This is a genomic window from Pedobacter lusitanus, assembly GCF_040026395.1.
Lineage (GTDB): Bacteria > Bacteroidota > Bacteroidia > Sphingobacteriales > Sphingobacteriaceae > Pedobacter > Pedobacter lusitanus.
In genome coordinates this window covers 5,296,868-5,315,616 of sequence record NZ_CP157278.1, presented here as the reverse complement: position 1 = coordinate 5,315,616, position 18,749 = coordinate 5,296,868, and the positions used below count along the sequence as shown (strand labels likewise).

The 18,749-nt window shown below is 41.3% G+C and carries 17 protein-coding genes and 1 tRNA gene; 8 read left to right on the top strand and 10 right to left on the bottom strand.

Features of this window, described 5'->3' with window-relative positions; all coding sequences use genetic code 11:
• The first annotated feature begins 214 nt into the window (after positions 1 to 214).
• Genes PL_RS22880 through hutG form a run of 5 tightly spaced genes read left to right on the top strand, consistent with a single transcriptional unit; the run spans position 215 to position 6,179 of the window.
• Positions 215 to 724 carry a MarR family winged helix-turn-helix transcriptional regulator gene (locus tag PL_RS22880; RefSeq protein ID WP_052496670.1) on the top strand — a complete coding sequence of 170 codons (510 nt, stop codon included), beginning with the start codon at positions 215 to 217 and terminating at the stop codon, positions 722 to 724.
• Positions 717 to 2,279, top strand: a complete 1,563-nt coding sequence (hutH, locus tag PL_RS22875; RefSeq protein WP_041883281.1) for a histidine ammonia-lyase — start codon at positions 717 to 719, stop codon at positions 2,277 to 2,279. Before PL_RS22880 ends, hutH begins: the two co-directional genes overlap by 8 nt.
• Positions 2,218 to 3,930, top strand: coding sequence for a urocanate hydratase (gene hutU, locus PL_RS22870; RefSeq protein ID WP_200890759.1), 1,713 nt, complete (start codon positions 2,218 to 2,220; stop codon positions 3,928 to 3,930). Before hutH ends, hutU begins: the two co-directional genes overlap by 62 nt.
• Before the next feature lie 15 nt (positions 3,931 to 3,945).
• Complete coding sequence (gene hutI / locus PL_RS22865; RefSeq protein ID WP_041883283.1) at positions 3,946 to 5,172, top strand: imidazolonepropionase; 1,227 nt, start codon at positions 3,946 to 3,948, stop codon at positions 5,170 to 5,172.
• Positions 5,173 to 5,177: 5 nt separating this feature from the next.
• Positions 5,178 to 6,179 carry a formimidoylglutamase gene (hutG, locus tag PL_RS22860; protein ID WP_041883284.1) on the top strand — a complete coding sequence of 334 codons (1,002 nt, stop codon included), beginning with the start codon at positions 5,178 to 5,180 and terminating at the stop codon, positions 6,177 to 6,179.
• A gap of 8 nt (positions 6,180 to 6,187) precedes the next feature.
• On the opposite strand, the gene PL_RS22855 is transcribed toward hutG, so the two are convergent.
• The 8 genes from PL_RS22855 to PL_RS22820 form a co-directional block, all read right to left on the bottom strand.
• The gene (locus PL_RS22855; RefSeq protein ID WP_041883285.1) at positions 6,188 to 7,939 is read right to left on the bottom strand and encodes a HAMP domain-containing sensor histidine kinase; all 1,752 of its coding nucleotides are present in this window, start codon (positions 7,937 to 7,939) and stop codon (positions 6,188 to 6,190) included.
• Between the two features lie 37 nt (positions 7,940 to 7,976).
• Positions 7,977 to 9,107, bottom strand: a complete 1,131-nt coding sequence (locus tag PL_RS22850; protein WP_041883287.1) for a histidine kinase — start codon at positions 9,105 to 9,107, stop codon at positions 7,977 to 7,979.
• A 12-nt stretch (positions 9,108 to 9,119) separates the two neighbouring features.
• A complete protein-coding gene (locus PL_RS22845) occupies positions 9,120 to 9,395 on the bottom strand; it encodes a hypothetical protein (RefSeq protein WP_041883288.1) in 276 nt (91 codons plus the stop codon).
• A 44-nt stretch (positions 9,396 to 9,439) separates the two neighbouring features.
• A complete protein-coding gene (locus PL_RS22840; protein WP_041883289.1) occupies positions 9,440 to 10,510 on the bottom strand; it encodes a porin in 1,071 nt (356 codons plus the stop codon).
• Between the two features lie 74 nt (positions 10,511 to 10,584).
• Positions 10,585 to 11,151 carry a K(+)-transporting ATPase subunit C gene (locus tag PL_RS22835; RefSeq protein ID WP_041883291.1) on the bottom strand — a complete coding sequence of 189 codons (567 nt, stop codon included), beginning with the start codon at positions 11,149 to 11,151 and terminating at the stop codon, positions 10,585 to 10,587.
• Between the two features lie 19 nt (positions 11,152 to 11,170).
• Positions 11,171 to 13,201 (bottom strand): potassium-transporting ATPase subunit KdpB, encoded by a 2,031-nt coding sequence (gene kdpB / locus PL_RS22830; protein ID WP_041883292.1) that lies wholly within the window; start codon positions 13,199 to 13,201, stop codon positions 11,171 to 11,173.
• A 6-nt stretch (positions 13,202 to 13,207) separates the two neighbouring features.
• Entirely contained in the window at positions 13,208 to 14,926 is a 1,719-nt protein-coding gene (kdpA, locus tag PL_RS22825; protein ID WP_041883293.1) for a potassium-transporting ATPase subunit KdpA, read from the bottom strand.
• 9 nt (positions 14,927 to 14,935) lie between these two features.
• Complete coding sequence (locus PL_RS22820) at positions 14,936 to 15,013, bottom strand: potassium-transporting ATPase subunit F (protein WP_082035969.1); 78 nt, start codon at positions 15,011 to 15,013, stop codon at positions 14,936 to 14,938.
• A 365-nt stretch (positions 15,014 to 15,378) separates the two neighbouring features.
• On the opposite strand from PL_RS22820, the gene PL_RS22815 reads away from it, so the two are divergent.
• Positions 15,379 to 16,230: a DUF4349 domain-containing protein gene (locus tag PL_RS22815; RefSeq protein WP_235324567.1), complete on the top strand. Its 852-nt coding sequence runs from the start codon at positions 15,379 to 15,381 to the stop codon at positions 16,228 to 16,230.
• 325 nt (positions 16,231 to 16,555) lie between these two features.
• A tRNA-Pro gene (locus tag PL_RS22810) sits at positions 16,556 to 16,629 on the top strand.
• 191 nt (positions 16,630 to 16,820) lie between these two features.
• Here the strand turns inward: PL_RS22810 and PL_RS22805 are convergent.
• Positions 16,821 to 17,408, bottom strand: a complete 588-nt coding sequence (locus tag PL_RS22805) for a class I SAM-dependent methyltransferase (RefSeq protein WP_041883295.1) — start codon at positions 17,406 to 17,408, stop codon at positions 16,821 to 16,823.
• A gap of 2 nt (positions 17,409 to 17,410) precedes the next feature.
• The gene (locus tag PL_RS22800; protein WP_041883296.1) at positions 17,411 to 17,593 is read right to left on the bottom strand and encodes a hypothetical protein; all 183 of its coding nucleotides are present in this window, start codon (positions 17,591 to 17,593) and stop codon (positions 17,411 to 17,413) included.
• 266 nt (positions 17,594 to 17,859) lie between these two features.
• Here PL_RS22800 and PL_RS22795 point away from each other — a divergent pair, with 266 nt between their 5' ends.
• Positions 17,860 to 18,726 carry a hypothetical protein gene (locus PL_RS22795; protein ID WP_348620433.1) on the top strand — a complete coding sequence of 289 codons (867 nt, stop codon included), beginning with the start codon at positions 17,860 to 17,862 and terminating at the stop codon, positions 18,724 to 18,726.
• Positions 18,727 to 18,749: the final 23 nt, after the last annotated feature.

Sequence of the window (18,749 nt, the reverse complement as noted above, 5' to 3'; positions counted from 1 at the left end):
GCCGGAAATGGCTGAATAACTCAGCGGTATGTTTGAGATCGGGGTTGGTATAGGGTTGGTATACCCCCGGGGTATACCAACCCTATACCAACCCCGATCTCAAACGCCTGTTAAAATTACTTTCAGCTATCCCGTAAACACCGTTTAATAATCAGGTAAAAATTATTTTACACAAATTATATAAGTACTTATATAATTACTTATATATTTAGACATGAATTACTATCAGTCATTAGGATATTTGGTTTTAGGCAGCCGGTTAAAACGGTTGAGTGAACTCTTTCTCTCAGAAATTAATAAGTCTTACCGTGCCGAAGGCATCGTATTTGAGACCACCTGGTTTCCGGTGTTTTATTTACTTTCTGAAAACAAAACACTGACCATTCAGGAATTATGTGAGCAGATCGAAGTTTCGCATCCTGCAGCCAGTCAACTGGTTACGAATCTAAAAAACAAAGGATTGGTTATCAGCACAACCAGTCCTGATGATGCCCGTAAACAACTGGTTACCCTGAGCGATGAAGGTAACGCACTTTTGGAGCGGATTTTACCAGTCTGGGATGCCATCACAGCCACTATGGAAGAAGTTGCAGGCGGCAGTCCTGAAGGCAGCGCCATATTAGATACACTGACTAAACTGGAAGCAGCTTTCAAATCAGTAGATATCGTTAAAAACATTCAAAATAAAATACATCACCCTGTTAAATCTCAATCAAATGCATAACTCATTTTTTTACGGAACTGATCATCTGACCAGTGGAATCTGTCTTGCTATTGCAGCAGGTAAAACAAAAGGTCAGATCAATCCTCAGGCAGCAGCTAATATTCAATCTTCATTTGACGAAGTTCAAAAAATTGTCCGCAGTCAGAAACCTGTTTATGGAGTCAATACCGGATTCGGACCTTTATGCGATACCCATATTTCAGAAAAAGACACTTCACTGCTGCAAAGTAATATTCTTAAAAGCCACAGTGTAGGCGTAGGCAAACCAATTCCTTTGGAAATTGCCAAAATCATGATGATTACCAAAGTTCAGGCACTGGCAAAAGGATTTTCAGGTATTGCTCCGCAAACACTGGATCGTATTATCTGGCATATCGATAATGATATCATTCCTTTTGTTCCTGAAAAAGGTTCTGTAGGTGCTTCCGGTGACCTTGCTCCCCTGTCTCACCTTTTCCTGCCATTAATTGGTTTAGGTGAAGTATTTATCAAAGGTGTGAAGGTTCCTGCAGCAGAAATGCTGGAAACTTATGGTTTAAAACCTATAGTACTAGGTCCGAAAGAAGGATTAGCCCTGATTAACGGTACCCAGTTTATTCTTGCTTTTGCAGTTAAAGCCGTACAGCGTTTAAGCGACGCACTGGATCTGGCTGATATCAGCGGAGCCATGTCTCTGGAAGGATTAACCGGCTCTACCCGTCCGTTTGATGAACGTTTACATAACTTAAGACCATATAAAGGTACCAAACTGGTAGCTCATCGCTTATCAGCCATACTGGAAGGATCAGCCATTGGCACCTCGCATATTAACTGCAGCCGTGTACAGGATCCTTATTCTATCCGCTGCATGCCACAGGTACACGGGGCTTCCCGTAATGCCTGGTTACATTTAAAAGAACTTACAGAAATTGAGCTGAATTCAGTAACGGATAACCCGGTTATTTTTAATGCTGAAGATACAATCAGCGGTGGAAACTTCCACGGACAGCCTTTAGCTATGGTTCTTGACTATGCTACTGTTGCAGCCGCAGAATTAGGAAATATTGCTGATCGCCGCTGCTACCTGATGAACGAAGGTAAATATGATTTACCTAAGCTTTTAATTGCTGATGCAGGATTAAACTCAGGGCTGATGATTCCTCAGTATACCACTGCAGCACTGGTAACAGAAAACAAAACTTTATGTTTCCCGGCAAGTGCCGATAGTGTACCTACTTCTCTGGGTCAGGAAGACCATGTTTCTATGGGTTCTATCAGTGGAAGAAAATTACACCAGGTAATTGATAACCTTGAATTTATTCAGGCCATTGAGCTTTTATATGCTTCACAGGCTATGGAATTCAGACGTCCTTTAAAATCAACTCCTGTCATTGAGGCCTGTCACGACTTAATCAGAAAACATGTGCCTTATATTAAAGAAGACCGCCTGTTCGCAGACGATATTAATCAATTACATCATTTGATAACCAACGGTTCATTATTGCAAACTGCTAATGAAACTGCTATTTCTAACCACATTAACCTATTCAACGATGACGACTTCAGAATTTATTAACACCTACGCTAAACATCCTTTTTACAAAGCACCAACAGGCACTACACTGCATGCTAAAAGCTGGCAAACAGAATCTGTATTACGTATGCTTTTAAATAACCTGGATGGTGAAGTAGCAGAAAACCCGGAAGAACTGGTAGTTTATGGCGGTATTGGCCAGGCTGCACGTAACCCTGAATCTTTACGTAAAATCATCGAAATCTTATTGGAATTAGATGAAAATCATTCTTTACTGGTACAGTCAGGAAAACCTGTGGGTATTATCCGCAGTCATCCTCAGGCACCGCGTGTGCTGATTGCCAACAGTAACCTGGTACCTGCATGGGCTAACTGGGAACACTTCAACGATTTGCGCAGCAAAGGCTTGATGATGTACGGACAGATGACTGCAGGCAGCTGGATCTATATTGGTACGCAGGGAATCTTACAGGGTACTTATGAAACATTTGTAGAATGCGGACGCCAGCATTTTGGACACAACCTGACAGGTAAACTGATTGTAAGTGCCGGTATTGGTGGTATGGGTGGTGCACAACCACTGGCAGCAACCATGGCAGGTGCTATCTTTTTAGGTGCCGATGTAGATGAAACAAGAATACAAAAACGCGTTGACACGCAATATATTGACCGTATTACGCATTCTTATGAAGAAGCGATTAAATGGGTAAATGAAGCTAAAGCCACTGGTGATGCCATTTCTATAGGAATCGTTATGGATGCAGGAGACTTACTGGAGCGTTTAACAGCTGATGGTATAATTCCTGATATCCTGACTGACCAGACTTCAGCACACGACCCGATCAATGGTTATGTACCAAACGGTTTAACTTTAACTGAAGCAGCTGCTTTAAGAAAAAGTGATCCTGAAAAATATAAAGCACTTTCACTGGCCAGCATGGCCCGTCATGTAGGTTTCATGCTGGAATTGCAAAAACTGGGTGCCGTGACTTTTGACTATGGAAATAACTTAAGGGAATTTGCCAGACAGGGCGGAGAAAAAGATGCCTTCAATTTCCCTGGTTTTACACCAGCTTATATCAGACCGTTATTCTGTGAAGGTAAAGGTCCTTTCAGATGGGTAGCTTTATCAGGTGATCCGGAAGATATTTATGTAACAGACCGTGCATTAATGGAAGCATTCCCTGAAAATACACACCTGATTAACTGGCTGCAGAAAGCACAGGATAAGATCAGTTTCCAGGGCTTACCGGCGCGTATTTGCTGGTTAGGTATGGGCGAACGTGAAAAAGCAGGTCTGATTTTCAACGAACTGGTAGCAAGCGGTAAGGTTAAAGGCCCGATTGTAATTGGCCGTGATCACCTGGACTGTGGTTCTGTAGCTTCTCCAAACCGTGAAACTGAAGCGATGAAAGATGGTTCAGATGCTGTTTCTGACTGGCCGTTATTAAACCTGATGTCTAATACTTCGGGTGGTGCTACCTGGGTTTCTTTCCATCATGGTGGTGGTGTAGGTATGGGTTATTCGCAGCATGCGGGTATGGTTGTACTGGCAGACGGAACTGAACGTGCAGCAGATTGCATCAGCCGTGTATTGTACAATGACCCTGCAATGGGTATATTCCGTCATGCTGATGCAGGATATGAGCAGGCAGAAATATGGGCTGAAAAATTTGGCTTAAAAATAGGATAGTTTAAAGCATCATATATGAAAAAACTAATCGGACCATTCAGTGAGATCCTGACCTTGTCAGGTTTAGCACTGAATGGTGCTATAGAAGACAGTCAGCTGCAGATTATCCGCAATGGCGGAGTAATTATTGAAGACGGGATCATCAGGGCAACCGGCGATTTTGAGTCTTTACGCCATGCTGATCCTGAACTGGAAATAGAAAAAGTGGAAGGTGAACAGGTCTTGCTTCCTGGTTTTGTGGACTGTCATACGCATATCTGTTTTGCGGGTAGCAGGGCAAAAGATTACAGTTTACGTATCCAGGGTAAAACCTATCTGGAAATTGCTAAAAGCGGTGGCGGTATCTGGGACTCTGTTACCCAGACCCGTGCTGCAGAAGAAGCAAAACTGGTTGATCTGCTGGCACAAAGAGTGCAGCGGCATCTGGCAGATGGTGTGACTACGATCGAAATTAAAAGTGGTTACGGGCTTGATGTTCCAAATGAGCTGAAAATGCTGAGAGCCATTAAAAAAGTTTCCTCAGCTACTCAGGCTGATCTGATACCAACCTGTCTGGCTGCTCACCTTTTACCTAAAGATTTTGAAGGTTCGGCTACTGAATATCTGAATCATATTCTGGCAGATTTACTGCCTTTGATTCAAGCAGAAAAACTGGCTAACCGTGTAGATATTTTCATTGAAGAAAGTGCCTTTGACCGTGCGGCTTCGGTTCCGTATTTACAGGCAGCCAAAGCAATGGGTTTTGAGATCACTGTACACGCAGATCAGTTTACAGCCAGCGGTCTGGAAGTAGCTGTTGAAGTTGGCGCTGTTTCGGCAGACCACCTGGAAGCCAGTACTGAACGTGAAGCGGCTTTGCTGAAAGACAGTGAAACCGTAGCGGTTGTACTGCCCGGTGCTTCTCTGGGACTGGGGATGCATTATGCGCCGGCCAGAAAAATACTGGATGCAGGTGCTTGTCTGGCTATCGCAAGTGACTGGAATCCTGGATCTGCTCCTATGGGAGATTTACTCATGCAGGCAGCAGTCATGAGTGCAGCTGAAAAACTGAGCACAGCAGAAGTTTTCGCCGGGCTGACATTCAGGGCAGCAAAAGCCTTAAATCTCCAGGACAGAGGTATATTAACTGAAGGAATGATCGCTGATATGCAGGCTTATCCCTGCAATGATTACAGGGAAATCCTCTATCATCAGGGAAAAATCAAACCTGCTATAGTCTGGAAAAACGGAACAAGAATATAAAAGATATGATCAATTCTTCATTTTACCGCAAAACATCAGCAGATACCTGGACCGGACGTAATGACGGAACTGATCTGGCTGTTCAGCGCTGGCATCAGCGTATTCTACTGGTCGATCTGGGTACTGAAAATACAATTTTACCTCCCGCCGGCCAAAAGGGAATTGCCCTGATTGGTTTTTCCTGCGATGAAGGGGTAAGACGCAATGGTGGCAGAGTCGGAGCTAAAGATGGCCCTGCTCATTTCCGTAAAGCCTGCTGTAATTTACCGGTTCATTTTGCTGATGATACTGTTTTTCTTGATCTGGGTGATATTATCTGTACAGATCAGGATATGGAAGGTGCACAGCATTCGCTTGCCCGTGTTGTTGCATTTGCTTTAGCCAGCGGCTATAAGCCATTGGTTATAGGCGGAGGACATGAAGTTGCTTACGGACATTATACCGGTATCAACAATTATGTAAACGCTGTGGAAACCACTAAAAACACAGACAGTATTGGTATTATCAATTTTGATGCACATTTCGATTTGCGCGAACCTAATGAGAACGGTACAAATTCAGGTACAGGATTTCTGCAGATTGCCAATGACTGTAAAGCATCAGAAAAACCTTTCAGGTATATGCCCGTTGGCATTCAGCTGAACAGCAATACCAGGTACCTTTTTGATACTGCTGCCGGATTGGGGGTAAAACATATCCCTGCAGAGCAGTTTATGGTGTCTGAACAGGAAAAAATACGTCTTCAGGTGGAAGAATTTATTGCAGGATCGACACATATCTACCTGACTATTTGCATGGATGTATTTTCATCCTCATTTGCACCTGGTGTGAGTGCGGCAGCTTTCAGCGGATTAATTCCTGATGCATTTTTCTTTGCCTGTTTAAAGTCTGTTATCGCAAGCGGCAAAGTAATCAGTATGGATATTGCAGAATGCAACCCGGTTTTTGATCAGGACCAGCGCACCGCTAAATTAGCAGCAGCACTGGCCTTTAGCATGATCACCTAACCAAAAGATTATTCAGCAGTGGGAAGGAAAAAGCAAAAGCGGCTTCCTTCCCCTATTTCACTTTCTACCCATATTTTTCCATTTTCGGCCTCGATAAAGTCTTTGGAAATAGCCAGTCCAAGACCAGATCCCGATTTATTATTGCCATCTGTAGGCACCTGGAAATAACGGTCAAACAGGCGTTTCTGATATTGTTCATCTATTCCTTTCCCAAAATCACGCACAGAGAATTCTATGCCATGATCTTTCTCCTGTACTTCAATCTGTACCTTTGATTTCTCTGCACTATAGCGCAGGGCATTGGAAAGGAAATTAATCAGTACCCAGGCAGTTTTCTCGACATCAGCATTCACTACCGGCAGGTTTTCTTTACTGATCAGTTCAAGCTGAATATTTTTCTGTTCCGCCTGAAATCTGACTGCATTTAAAGCATAGTTTACGATTTCCAGAGGAGCAGCTTTCACGAAATTCAATTGGAGATTCCCTGTTTCCACCTGCGCCAGATCAAGCAGTTCGCTGGTGATTTTCAGCAGGCGGCTGCAATCGTCCTTGATATGTTCTACCAGTTGTTTCTGTTCGGTATTCATGAGCCCTATCCGCTCATCATCCATCAGCTTTAAGCTCATTTTAATAGACGATATCGGCGTTTTCAGCTCATGAGAAACAGTAGCAATAAAATTGGTTTTAGCTTCATCCAGTTCTTTAAACTGGGTAATATTATTTAAGATATAAACTGTACCTGCTGTTTTTCCTGTCTGTAAAACCGGCGCTTCCTGATCTTCAAATACGGGAACAATAATTTCTCTTTTCTGCAACTGAAAATAAGACTCTTTCTGATCCGCATAGATCTTTATAGGCTGATCATTTCTTTCCTGTTTCATGATTCTGGCCAGCAGATCATTCTTTTTAACCAGGTCTTTTACATTCAGCCCGTTTACTTTTCCTTCATCTAAATTCAGGATCTGAGCGGCTACCTTATTCATAAAAAGAATTTCCTGTTTTTCATTCAATCCGATAATGGCATCCTGCATCTGTTCAATAATAGCTTCAATACGCAGTTTCTCTGACTGAATTTTTGCCAGGTTACTATTCTCCCATTTATTCAGCTGCTCCACCATCTCATTAAAAGATTTGGCCAGTTCTGAGAACTCATCGGTACCATCAAACTCTAATCTTTGTTTGTAGTTTTTACGTCCGATCTCCTGGATAGCCTCCGAAAATTCTCTTAAAGGATTGGCTACAAAACCAGGGAAATTCACGATAAACGAAAACAAGACAAGAAAACAAAAACAGGCAGTAGTAACCAGATATAAACTGGCTTTTTCAACAGATTTCTGAGCGGCATCATTTTTCCGGACAATGCCATCCATATTCAGCTGATCAATAACCATCAGCTGCGCCCTTACCTGCGCCAGAGCTATTTTCTGCTGCGCAGGATTGGACATCGGGTCTGTCAGCTGCAAAAATGCAGCTGTGAGTGCTTTTACTGCTTCTCCCTCTCCCTTCTCGGTTACATTCTTACCTTCCAGTGCAAGTTTCTCCAGAAAAACTGCCTTTTTATCTCCCGATAAAGGCAGATCATTCTGATCAAGGATTGATCTCATCTCCCTGGTATAACTCAGGGTCTCGTAGTTATCCTTCAAAATCACTTTCGCACTCACCGAAATCTGGTTCATGTAGTAAAGTGAAATTGAACCGAACAACAGTACCACCACAAATAGGAATCCGAATCCGAGGCGGAGTTTTGTTTTTATTTTCATTGTAGTTTTTATTGACTTTCTATATTTTCCCTTTGTATTAAGACAGGATCACCAGATCTGTTTCTGTAGATGAAATATTCCGCAGCAATTCATTAAAAATTGCAGTTCTCATAATCACCTGAAACAGGTTAAGATGGGGCTTACCGATACATATAGTTGTAATTTCTTTTTCCTGTGCAATCCGCATAATTGTCTTGGTTACTTCATCACTTTTGACTTTGATCACCTCTGCACCAAGTTCTGTAGCCAGCTTAAAATTATTGATCAGATGCCGCTGCAAATCTAGTTTAATCCTGTCACTACTTTCGTTATTATTCTGCACATAAAGTACAATCCAGGGCGATCTGTAATAGGAAGCCAGTCTCGCTGTTTTCCTGATTACAATTTTTGCTGTTACGTTATTGGTTGAGATACAAGCCATAAAACGCTCTGGTCTGAGTTTAATCTGCTTAGGAATTTCTACGCTGATTTTCCGCTCCACATGATGAGCCACTTCTCTCAGCGCAAGCTCCCTTAACTGTAAAATCCGCTCTGACTGGAAAAAATTCCCCAAAGCTCTCTCAATTTTTGATTTATCATATATCTTACCTGATTTCAGCCGGTCAATCAGCTCGTCTGAGGTCAGGTCAATGTTCACAATTTCGTCTGCAATATCCAATACCCGATCCGGAATCCGTTCGGTAATTGGTATACCGGTAATCTTTTCAATCTCTTCGTTCATACTCTCCAGGTGCTGAATATTCACCGCAGAGATGACACTGATGCCCGCCTCCAGAATGTCCATTACATCCTGCCAGCGTTTTGTATTTTTACTTCCTTCTATATTGGAATGCGCAAGCTCATCCACAATAACTACTTCAGGATTCCGGCTTACAATAGCCTGCACATCCATCTCTTCTATTTCTTTTCCTTTGTAAAACAGCTTCCGTCTTGGAATCAGCGGGAGCCCGGCCAAAAGTGCATGGGTCTCTTCCCTGTTATGGGTTTCAATATAACCGATCTGTATATCTATTCCGTTTTTAAGCAGTGCACGTGCTTCCTGCAGCATTCTGTAGGTTTTACCTACGCCCGCACTCATGCCGATGTATACCTTGAACTTACCCCGGCGTGATTTCTTTACCAGGTCAAGGAACTGACGTACAGATTGTTCTTTACTATTATCTTCCACAATATGATCTGTTTACCATTTAATCACCACATAGCCGATATCAACCAGATAAAACACGCCTGTAAACAATGTTGCACCGATCAATATCAGTATAAATTTAGCGGAATAATTCCGGTAAATTTCTTTTAAAACAGCCCCTTTATGCGGTGCAGCAACCCTGATTTCCTGAGCTTTTTTCAGTCTGGCAACCCTGGCTCTCCGTTTTGTTTTGGGGCCGTATTTTAAACACAAAAATCCTGCAAAAACAGTAACTGATGCAGTAAATAAAAATTCTAAAAATGTTTCCATATTTATAGCTTTTAAAGCCGGGGATCACTCCCCGGCTAATCAATTTAAAACGAAACTGCTACACTGGCAGTTACAGCTGCATTATAATTTACAGCACTCATATCCCTTTTAAAAATCTTGTCTTTACTATCGTATACTTTACCTTCTAATCTGACAACCGCGTTTGAAACAGGTGAATAGTCAATATTTAAAGAGTATCCTTTGGTTTTAAATCCATTAGGTGTATCAGTAGCTATCAGTACACCATTCTTGTCCTGATAATACTCAAATCTGCCTGCCATAGCCCATTGAGGACTCATTGTATAACGGGCAATAATTACGGGTGATAAAACCTCATTTTTGCGGTGATCTGTTTTTGATTTCTGCTGTGTGGCATAGTCAAAACCTACAGTTACACCAAAAGCATCAGCCAGCTGGAACACGCCATATACATTGTGATAAAAACGTGTTACCCGCACAGAGTCTGCGCCTTCTGTTCCCAGATAATTACTATAGTTCACGGTAATTTTATCAGTTGGTTTCCAGGTTAACTGCAACCCTCCGGCAGGCTGTCTGTTTCCATCCTGACGGGCAATACGCTGCCAGCCGTTTAAATAAAGGGCCGAAGCTGTAAATTTATTATCGGCTGTGCTGTAAGTCACTTTAGCACCAGACTCAAAATAAGGCGTATTTTCTGATGATATATTTCTGGTCAGTACCCAGCAGTCTTTGGAAATTGCACTTTCAAAACCTATATGTGAAGAGAAAACCCCCGCATCTACCCACAGATTTGCTGTTTTTGATATTTTAAAACCAACGTTCGCTTCGAGTATGTTTTTTGACACACCAGATTCACCTGCCATATTCGCATTGGCATAGGTTCCGGCCATTAATGCCAGATTAGCCCTGATCTTTCCTGAATCATAAGCGGCTTTAATATAACCAAGATTCAAATTCACTTCATTACTTCTGTTATGTGCGTAAATAAAACCAGGTCTGTTATTATTAGCTGGTTTATTGAAATCATGTCCGTAGTATACTTCTGCATATCCGGAAATCTTAACCTTTGGTTCATCCTGTGCACTTGCACCTAAACCCAGACAAACAGTGGCAGCTGTCATCAAAAATTTGTTCATTGTTCTTCTATTATTAAATTGTAAGGCGTTGTATTAAATTGGTAAGGGTCTATATAATTTTGTAAAAGCTCTGCCTATTTTTTCAGTTTATCCAGGGCAACATTCAGTTCCAGTACATTTACGGTACTCGGACCAAAAAGGCCTAAAAATGGACCACTAGCTGTATTTTTAACCAGCTCAGCGACTTCTTTTTCACTTATTTTTCTGTTCATGGCAACTCTTTTAATCTGAATAGCTGCTCCTTCTACGGAGATATCAGGGTCCAATCCGCTACCTGAAGCAGTAACCATGTCGGCAGGAATATCACTGCGTTTAAGATAGGGGTGATATTTAAGTAATGAATCTACCCGACCGCTTACTTCTTTCAGATAGTCTGGATTTGACGGACCTTTGTTTGAACCTCCGGAACCATCTGCTTTATATCCCACAGCTGATGGTCTGCCCCAGAAATACTGAGGTTTGGTAAATGACTGACCGATTAAGGCATAGCCTACAACTTTACCATTTTCAGTGATTTTTTCACCACCACCGTTACCTTTGGAGAAACCTCCGGCAAAGGCAACGATCAGTGGATAGATTACGCATAGCAGAACTAATAAAACTGCTGTAAGGCGTATAGACTGTAATATGTACTTTTTCATGATTTCTTATTTTTTAATATTAAACGAATAACCCAACGAGTATATCAATCAGTTTGATCCCTATAAATGGTGCTATTACACCTCCCAGACCATAAATCAGCAGGTTTCTGCGTAATAATGCACTCGCTCCGATTGGTTTATAAGCCACACCTCTTAAAGCCAGGGGAATCAGGATCGGGATAATAATCGCATTGAAAATAACAGCCGACATAATTGCACTTTCAGGGGAATGTAAACCCATGATATTCAAGGCTTGTAAAGCTGGTATCGAACCAATAAACAAGGCTGGAACTATAGCGAAATACTTAGCTACGTCATTAGCAATGGAGAAGGTTGTCAGTGTACCACGGGTAATCAGCAATTGTTTACCGATCTCTACAATCTCAATCAGTTTAGTCGGATCATTATCCAGATCGACCATGTTTCCTGCTTCTTTTGCAGCTTGTGTTCCGCTGTTCATCGCTACGCCCACATCTGCCTGAGCTAAAGCCGGAGCATCATTTGTACCGTCGCCCATCATCGCAACCAGCTTACCAAGAGCCTGTTCGTCTTTGATATAGTTCATTTTATCTTCAGGTTTTGCCTCAGCGATAAAATCATCCACACCTGCCTTTTCAGCGATAAACTTAGCTGTCAACGGGTTATCTCCTGTGACCATCACAGTCTTCACACCCATCTTACGCAGACGGTCAAAACGTTCACTGATACCTGGTTTGATAATATCCTGCAGCTCAATTACACCCAGTGCTTTTTCGTTTTCTGAAACCACAAGTGGTGTTCCTCCGTTGGAAGCGATCTTTTTAACTTCTGCTTCGATATCCTGAGGGAATTCATTACCTGCTTTCTGCACGATATTCCGGATAGAATCAAATGCTCCTTTACGGATGCGTTTTCCATCTGGTGTATCTATACCACTCGACCTGGTTTCGGCTGTGAATTTGATAAATACAGCTCCTTCTGGTTTTACAGGTAAATTGAACTTGTGCTGCGCAGCTGCCAGTTCAATAATTGATTTACCTTCCGGAGTTTCATCAGCTAATGAACTAAGTACACAAGCATTGGTAAATATTCCGGCATCAACTCCGGCTGTAGGATAAAAATTAGTAGCCTTACGGTTACCGATAGTGATGGTACCCGTTTTATCTAATAACAGTACGTCAATATCACCTGCTGTTTCTACTGCTTTACCAGATTTGGTAATCACGTTTGCGCGTAATGCACGATCCATCCCGGCAATCCCGATGGCTGATAATAAACCACCGATTGTGGTAGGGATCAGACAAACAAACAGAGAGATTAAGGCTGCAATTGTAATGGGTGTATTGGCATAATCTGCAAAAGGTTTCAGCGTTACACAAACAATAACGAATACCAGGGTAAAACTTGCCAGCAGGATTGTTAAAGCAATCTCATTTGGTGTTTTCTGGCGTGACGCTCCTTCTACCAGGGCAATCATTTTATCCAGGAAACTTTCTCCCGGTTCAGTACTTACAACGACTTTGATTTCGTCCGAAAGTACTTTGGTACCACCGGTTACTGAAGATTTATCACCACCAGACTCTCTGATTACCGGAGCAGATTCTCCTGTAATGGCCGATTCATCAATGGTAGCTATACCTTCAATGATTTCTCCGTCAGTTGGGATAGTATCACCGGTTTCACAAAAGAAAATATCGCCTTTTCTCAGCTGGCTGGAAGAACGCATTTCAATTTTCCCATTTGCCAGAACTACTTTAGCTGGTGTTTCTTCTCTTGTTTTTCTCAAACTGTCTGCCTGAGCTTTACCTCTGGCTTCTGCAATGGCTTCTGCGAAATTGGCAAACAGGACTGTTAAGAACAGGATTAAGAAAATAGAGAAATTATATAATGGTGATCCTTGCCCGGCATGGCTGAAGGAATAAACTGTAACATATGCCATCACAACAGTGCCTACTTCAACAGTAAACATCACCGGATTACGCACCATTACCCTTGGATCAAGTTTTATAAAGGATTGTTTTAGTGCGCTTTGAACCAATGCAGGTTCAAATAATTTATTAGAAGACTTCATGATAATCTATTTAATCAGGGTAAAATATTCTGCCAGCGGGCCTAAAGTCAGGGCAGGGAAATAAGAAAGGGCATTTAACACAATAATTACTGCAAAGGTCATCAGACTGAAAGTCAGTGTATCTGCTTTTAAAGTACCAGCCGATTCCGGGATATATTTTTTAGAGCCCAGTAATCCGGCGATAGCTATAGGACCGATAATTGGCAGGAACCTGCCCAGGAACAATACAAATCCTGTAGCCACATTCCAGAACACATTGTTATCCCCCAGTCCTTCAAAACCAGAACCGTTGTTTGCGTTAGAAGAAGTCATTTCATATAACATCTCTGAAAAACCATGGAAGCCAGGGTTATTCAACCATGCTTTGGGTTGTACTGCCCATGCTGCATCGCCATGATTAACAAAAACATAGCTGGATAAAGCTGTACCGGCCAGAATCAGAAACGGACTTAACAGGGTAATTAACGCTGCAATTTTGATTTCTCTTGCTTCGACCTTATGTCCCAGGAATTCTGGTGTCCGGCCTACCATTAAGCCGGATATAAACACGGCAATAATCAGATAGATGAAATAATTAAGCACTCCTACTCCGCAGCCTCCGTAAAATGAGTTGATCATCATACCCAGTAATTGCCAGAAACCTGTTAATGGCATAGTACTGTCATGCATACTGTTTACAGATCCTGTAGAAATAATCGTGGTCACTGTACTCCAATAACCTGAAATGGCAGGTCCGAATCGTACTTCTTTACCCTCCATTGCACCGGATAACTGTGAAACGCCCATTTTTGCGATCGCAGGATTACCTCCTAATTCACTGCTGACTGTCGGGATCAGCAAGAGCAGCATACCTATAGTCATTACGCCGAAGATCATCCATGATAATTTTCTGCGTCTGATAAAAATCCCGAAAGCAATAACCATTGCAATAGGAATAATTACCTGTGCAATCAGTTCTACTGAATTCGTCAGATATGATGGGTTTTCCAGTGGGTGTGCAGAGTTTGTACCAAACCAGCCCCCACCGTTTGTACCTAAGTGTTTAATCGCAATAAATGCAGCTGCAGGACCTCTTGATACGTTTACAGTATCGCCCTGAACAGATATAAATTTATCTTTTCCTTCATAACTTGTTGGCGTACCTGAAAATGCCAGGATAATTGCCATAACTAATGATAGTGGTAATAATAACCTGGTGATCGATTTCACAAAAAACTCCCAGAAGTTACCCAGATTAGTTGAAGTCTTGTCTCTGAATGCTTTAAAGAAAACCACAGCTGCTGCAATACCTGTTGCAGCACTCACAAACTGAAGAAACATCATAACAAAGTGCTGTGTCAGATAGGTCACACCACTTTCTCCTGAATAATGCTGCAGGTTACAGTTAACAACAAAACTGATGATAGAGTTAAAGGCAAGATCAGGAGTCATTCCCGGGTTGCCGTCAGGATTAAGTGGCAGCTTATCCTGATACATTAAAACGAAAAACCCGTAAACTAACCAGACAAGATTGATGGTCATCAGCGCTTTCATATGCTGTTTCCAATTCATTTGTTCATTCGGGTTAATTCCGGAAAGTTTGTAGATACCAGATTCAATAGGTTTTAAAAAGTCTGTCCAGACTTTTTCGCCGGCAAACATCTTTGCAAGATATTTACCTAAAGGAATAGCTATAACCAGTGTGAGCAGGTAGGTAGCGAAGATTCCAAATAATTCAGTGTTCATAGCGTTCAATTAAAATTTTTCGGGTTTAATCAGCACGTAAATCATATAGATAAATACTGCGATTGCGATAATAAATAGTGCGATCATAATTTTAGATTTTTTCGAACCAGTCGATTGATTTGTAACAGATCCACGTCAGGACCAGCAGAGCGATTAATAGTAATACAGTCATCATTGTGTTTATTTTTTATGGCCTTATCCAATTGATATACCAAAGAAAAGCCAGGGCGCACAAACAACTACTTTTCAACGTTTTAAGCAGAAAAACAAATTTCAGGCAGAAATCCGGAGAAGAAAACCCTTCCATTTTGGAAGGGTTGATTACCGATATGGAAGGTTATCCGCAGGTAAACAGCGTTTAAATTAACTGGAGCGGGTTCTCCTATTATGTTTGTGACAGCGGGTTACTTAATCGTATATCTGAGTATTAAGGGAAACCTTTAATACTTAACATGATGAAGAAATATTTGATTTATGGAATACTAAGTTTAACTGCGCTGGGTTGCAGCAGTGATAAAAAATCACATGCTTATAATACTGCTGATCAGCAACAGGGTGTGATGACTTCCGATACTGCAGTCGCTGAAAAAATTGTCAAGACTGCGGACATGAAATTCAGGGTAAAAGATGTACAGTCTGCTAAAGAAAAATTAGGGAGCATTCTGCGGGCCGAAGGTGGTACGATTGCCGAATTTAATACGCATAGCCAGATCAGACAAAGTGAAAAGGTGAAATACTCAACTGATTCTTTACTCGAACTGACTTCTTACCGGGTAGAAGGCCTGATTGTGGCTAAAATCCCCTCAGAAAAACTGGATGATTTTACTAACCAGGTGGCAGCGATGGCTTTGTTTATTGATGATCAGTCCTTAAAACAGGATGATCAGAGTATTACTTACCTGAGCAACCAACTGAAAAACAAGAACAAACAGGAAGCAGTAGCGCAATTGAATAACGCAGCCCCCGGCAAAAAAATTAGTGCTGCAGAAAAATCATTAGCCATTAAAGATGAGTATGTAGATCATAAGATCAGTAACCTGTTAACTGACCGCAATGTCAGATACAGCACCATTACCTTAAATTTCTACCAGGATAATTCAATCAAAAAGATGATCGTAGTCAATGATGAGTTATCTGACTACCGCCCTGACTTTTTTAAACGTTTCTGGCTGAGTTTTGAAAACGGCTGGAGTGTATTTAAAGAGTTCATCCTGATTCTGGCAAATTTATGGGCCTTAATTCTGGTAGCTGTGGCGGGTTATTTTGTTTTCAGATACTATCGCAGGAAAAAATCACTGGCTTAATTTAATTTTATCATTTTAATTGGTTGTTTATGCTTATTTCAATTGCATGAACAGCCAGTTAAACAGTTTTTTTTGACTAAAAGCCCCCTGTTTATGCTGTACCCGCATCTGAGTTGAAATTTTTTCTCCTTGAAAAGCAACACATTAAGATTTTTATACGGTTTAAATATATGTGAGCGATAAAAATGTCAATTCTTTACTTACCTTTGTTGCACACCAAATCAGAAAAATCATTTACATTTTTGATTTATTAAAGTTTGGTCTCTGCAAATAATTAGTTAGCTTGCAGACCCTTTGAAAAAGGGAAAAAGGTGATACCAATTTTCGGGGTGTAGCGTAGCCCGGTATCGCGCCTGCTTTGGGAGCAGGAGGTCGTAGGTTCGAATCCTGCCACCCCGACACTTTTTTGAACCCGCGCCCAGCGCGGGTTTTCTTTTTCCCTGAATTTTCGTAAATTTCAAATCATTAGCATACAGGAAAATATGAATCCGAATCCTGTTTAAGTTTGGCGGACCTTGCAGGCGATGTTCGCGAAATTCAGCAGGGGGAGCTTTTAGAAGAATCTCGCTATTGTCGTTCAATAAAGTTGCTTAACTTGACCGAATACCACTGAAATAATGATTCCCGCCTTCATCATGGAACTCTTCACCGATGGATAATCCCGAAGTTGAAATTAGCATTCTATATTGTTCAGCTCCTAAAGATCTAGAGGCTTGTTCCGTCATTGTATCTTTCCACTCAACTTTGTCAAGAGGAGCGGTGAACAATAGTTTTCCGCCGGGACTCAAAGCCGCAGCCATTTTGTGGATTAAGGCTCGCTGAGTTTCTTCAGAAAACAGAAACATCAATCCAACAGAAATAATGCCATCGAAGGTGCGATTAAAAAAAGGAGACCACTCAACTGATTCACAAACAACAGGCACATCGGGAAAATTCTGCCGGAAGTCTTCAACCATTTTTGGGGATGCATCCACTGCATAGGCATTCAATCCTGCCTCAAGCAGGATCTTAGTAACCGGAATGCCGGTTCCGCATCCAAGATCCAGAACTACGGAACCTGGCTTTAAAGTTTGAGCCCAGGCGCGAGCAGTTGACGAACCTATTCCGTTAATCGCCCGACCTCTCCCCTTAATATATATTTCTGCAATGCTTTCGTAACCATTTGATTCATCGATCATAGTTAGGTTTGAAGTTTAAAATGTTTAATTATACTCTCAATGAAAACAGAATATTGGTCATTTTGCAAACACCCGGTGACCCCGTCCATGATCATAATCAGCCCATATGCGGCATCGTCAATTCCTTTTACAACCAGTTCTTTGGTATTGCTGTCTGTATTAATCCCAATGCATGCTGGAGCCATAAATCTCTTTTGCTTGCTTCATTTGGAGGATCGGTCAGTTTATAAGCCATGGTCGAAATATCCTGGTTAATTAAAATTTATTCGTTGCCAGAGAATGTCAAAATACCGATTTTAGCTTGAACATCAAACAACTATAGCCGCTAAACGCCGTAAATCTGATAGAAATAAGTTCAAAAATTTTACAGGGAGGATAAACAAAAAAGCAAATAACTTCTCTTTCCTAAAAAACAAATATAAACTAACGTTATGAAAAAAAACTTCTGATTTTGGTTCTGGTTATACTGGGACGTTTTTCCTATGCTCAACCCAATAGAATTCTTCCGGATGGAGATGTAGGAATTGGTACTGCGAACCCTTTAGCAAAGCTTGATGTAAGTCTTAGCTCTTCTACATTAACAAACAACATCAGATTTGGTGATTCTTATCCGGCATATTTAGCATCAGGAACTTCAGGAGTTTATATTGCTAACAACAATGGTAATCCGTTATTTATGATTCAGCATACAGGCAATGCAGGCCTGGGAACAATCTCTCCTATAGGTACCCTACATATAAATGGTAGTCAGATTCTTGAGGCGCCCAACGTACCGGCCCAGCTTGTGATTAGTAATAGCACAGATATAGCAAACCACATTATGATGGGATACGATAATAAAGTTGATGCAGCAATTATCTCCGCAGCAAGACATGGGCTGGGATGGAGAAATATAATTGTAAATCCTTATGGTGGAAATGTAGGAATAGGAATTACCAGTCCAAAAGAGAGACTGGAGGTAAATGGAACTATTCATTCCAAAGAAGTAAGAGTAGATATAGATGGATGGTCCGATTATGTTTTGAAACCAGATTATCAACTTCCAACGTTAAGTTCAGTCAAAGCTTTTATCGAACAGAACCAGCATTTACCTGATATCCCTTCAGAAAAAGCATTGATGAGAGATGGATTAAATCTGGGAGAGATAAACAAGCTGCTGACAAAAAAAATAGAGGAATTAACTTTATATCTGATTGAGAAAGAGCAGCAAATCAATGAACTCGATAAAAAGCAACACGCTCAAACTGAGATAAACCAGAAATTACAAATGCAAATTACCAGCATACAGAATCAGCTTAATCAAAAAAAACAGGACTGAGACTACCTCACAGAAGTAAACTA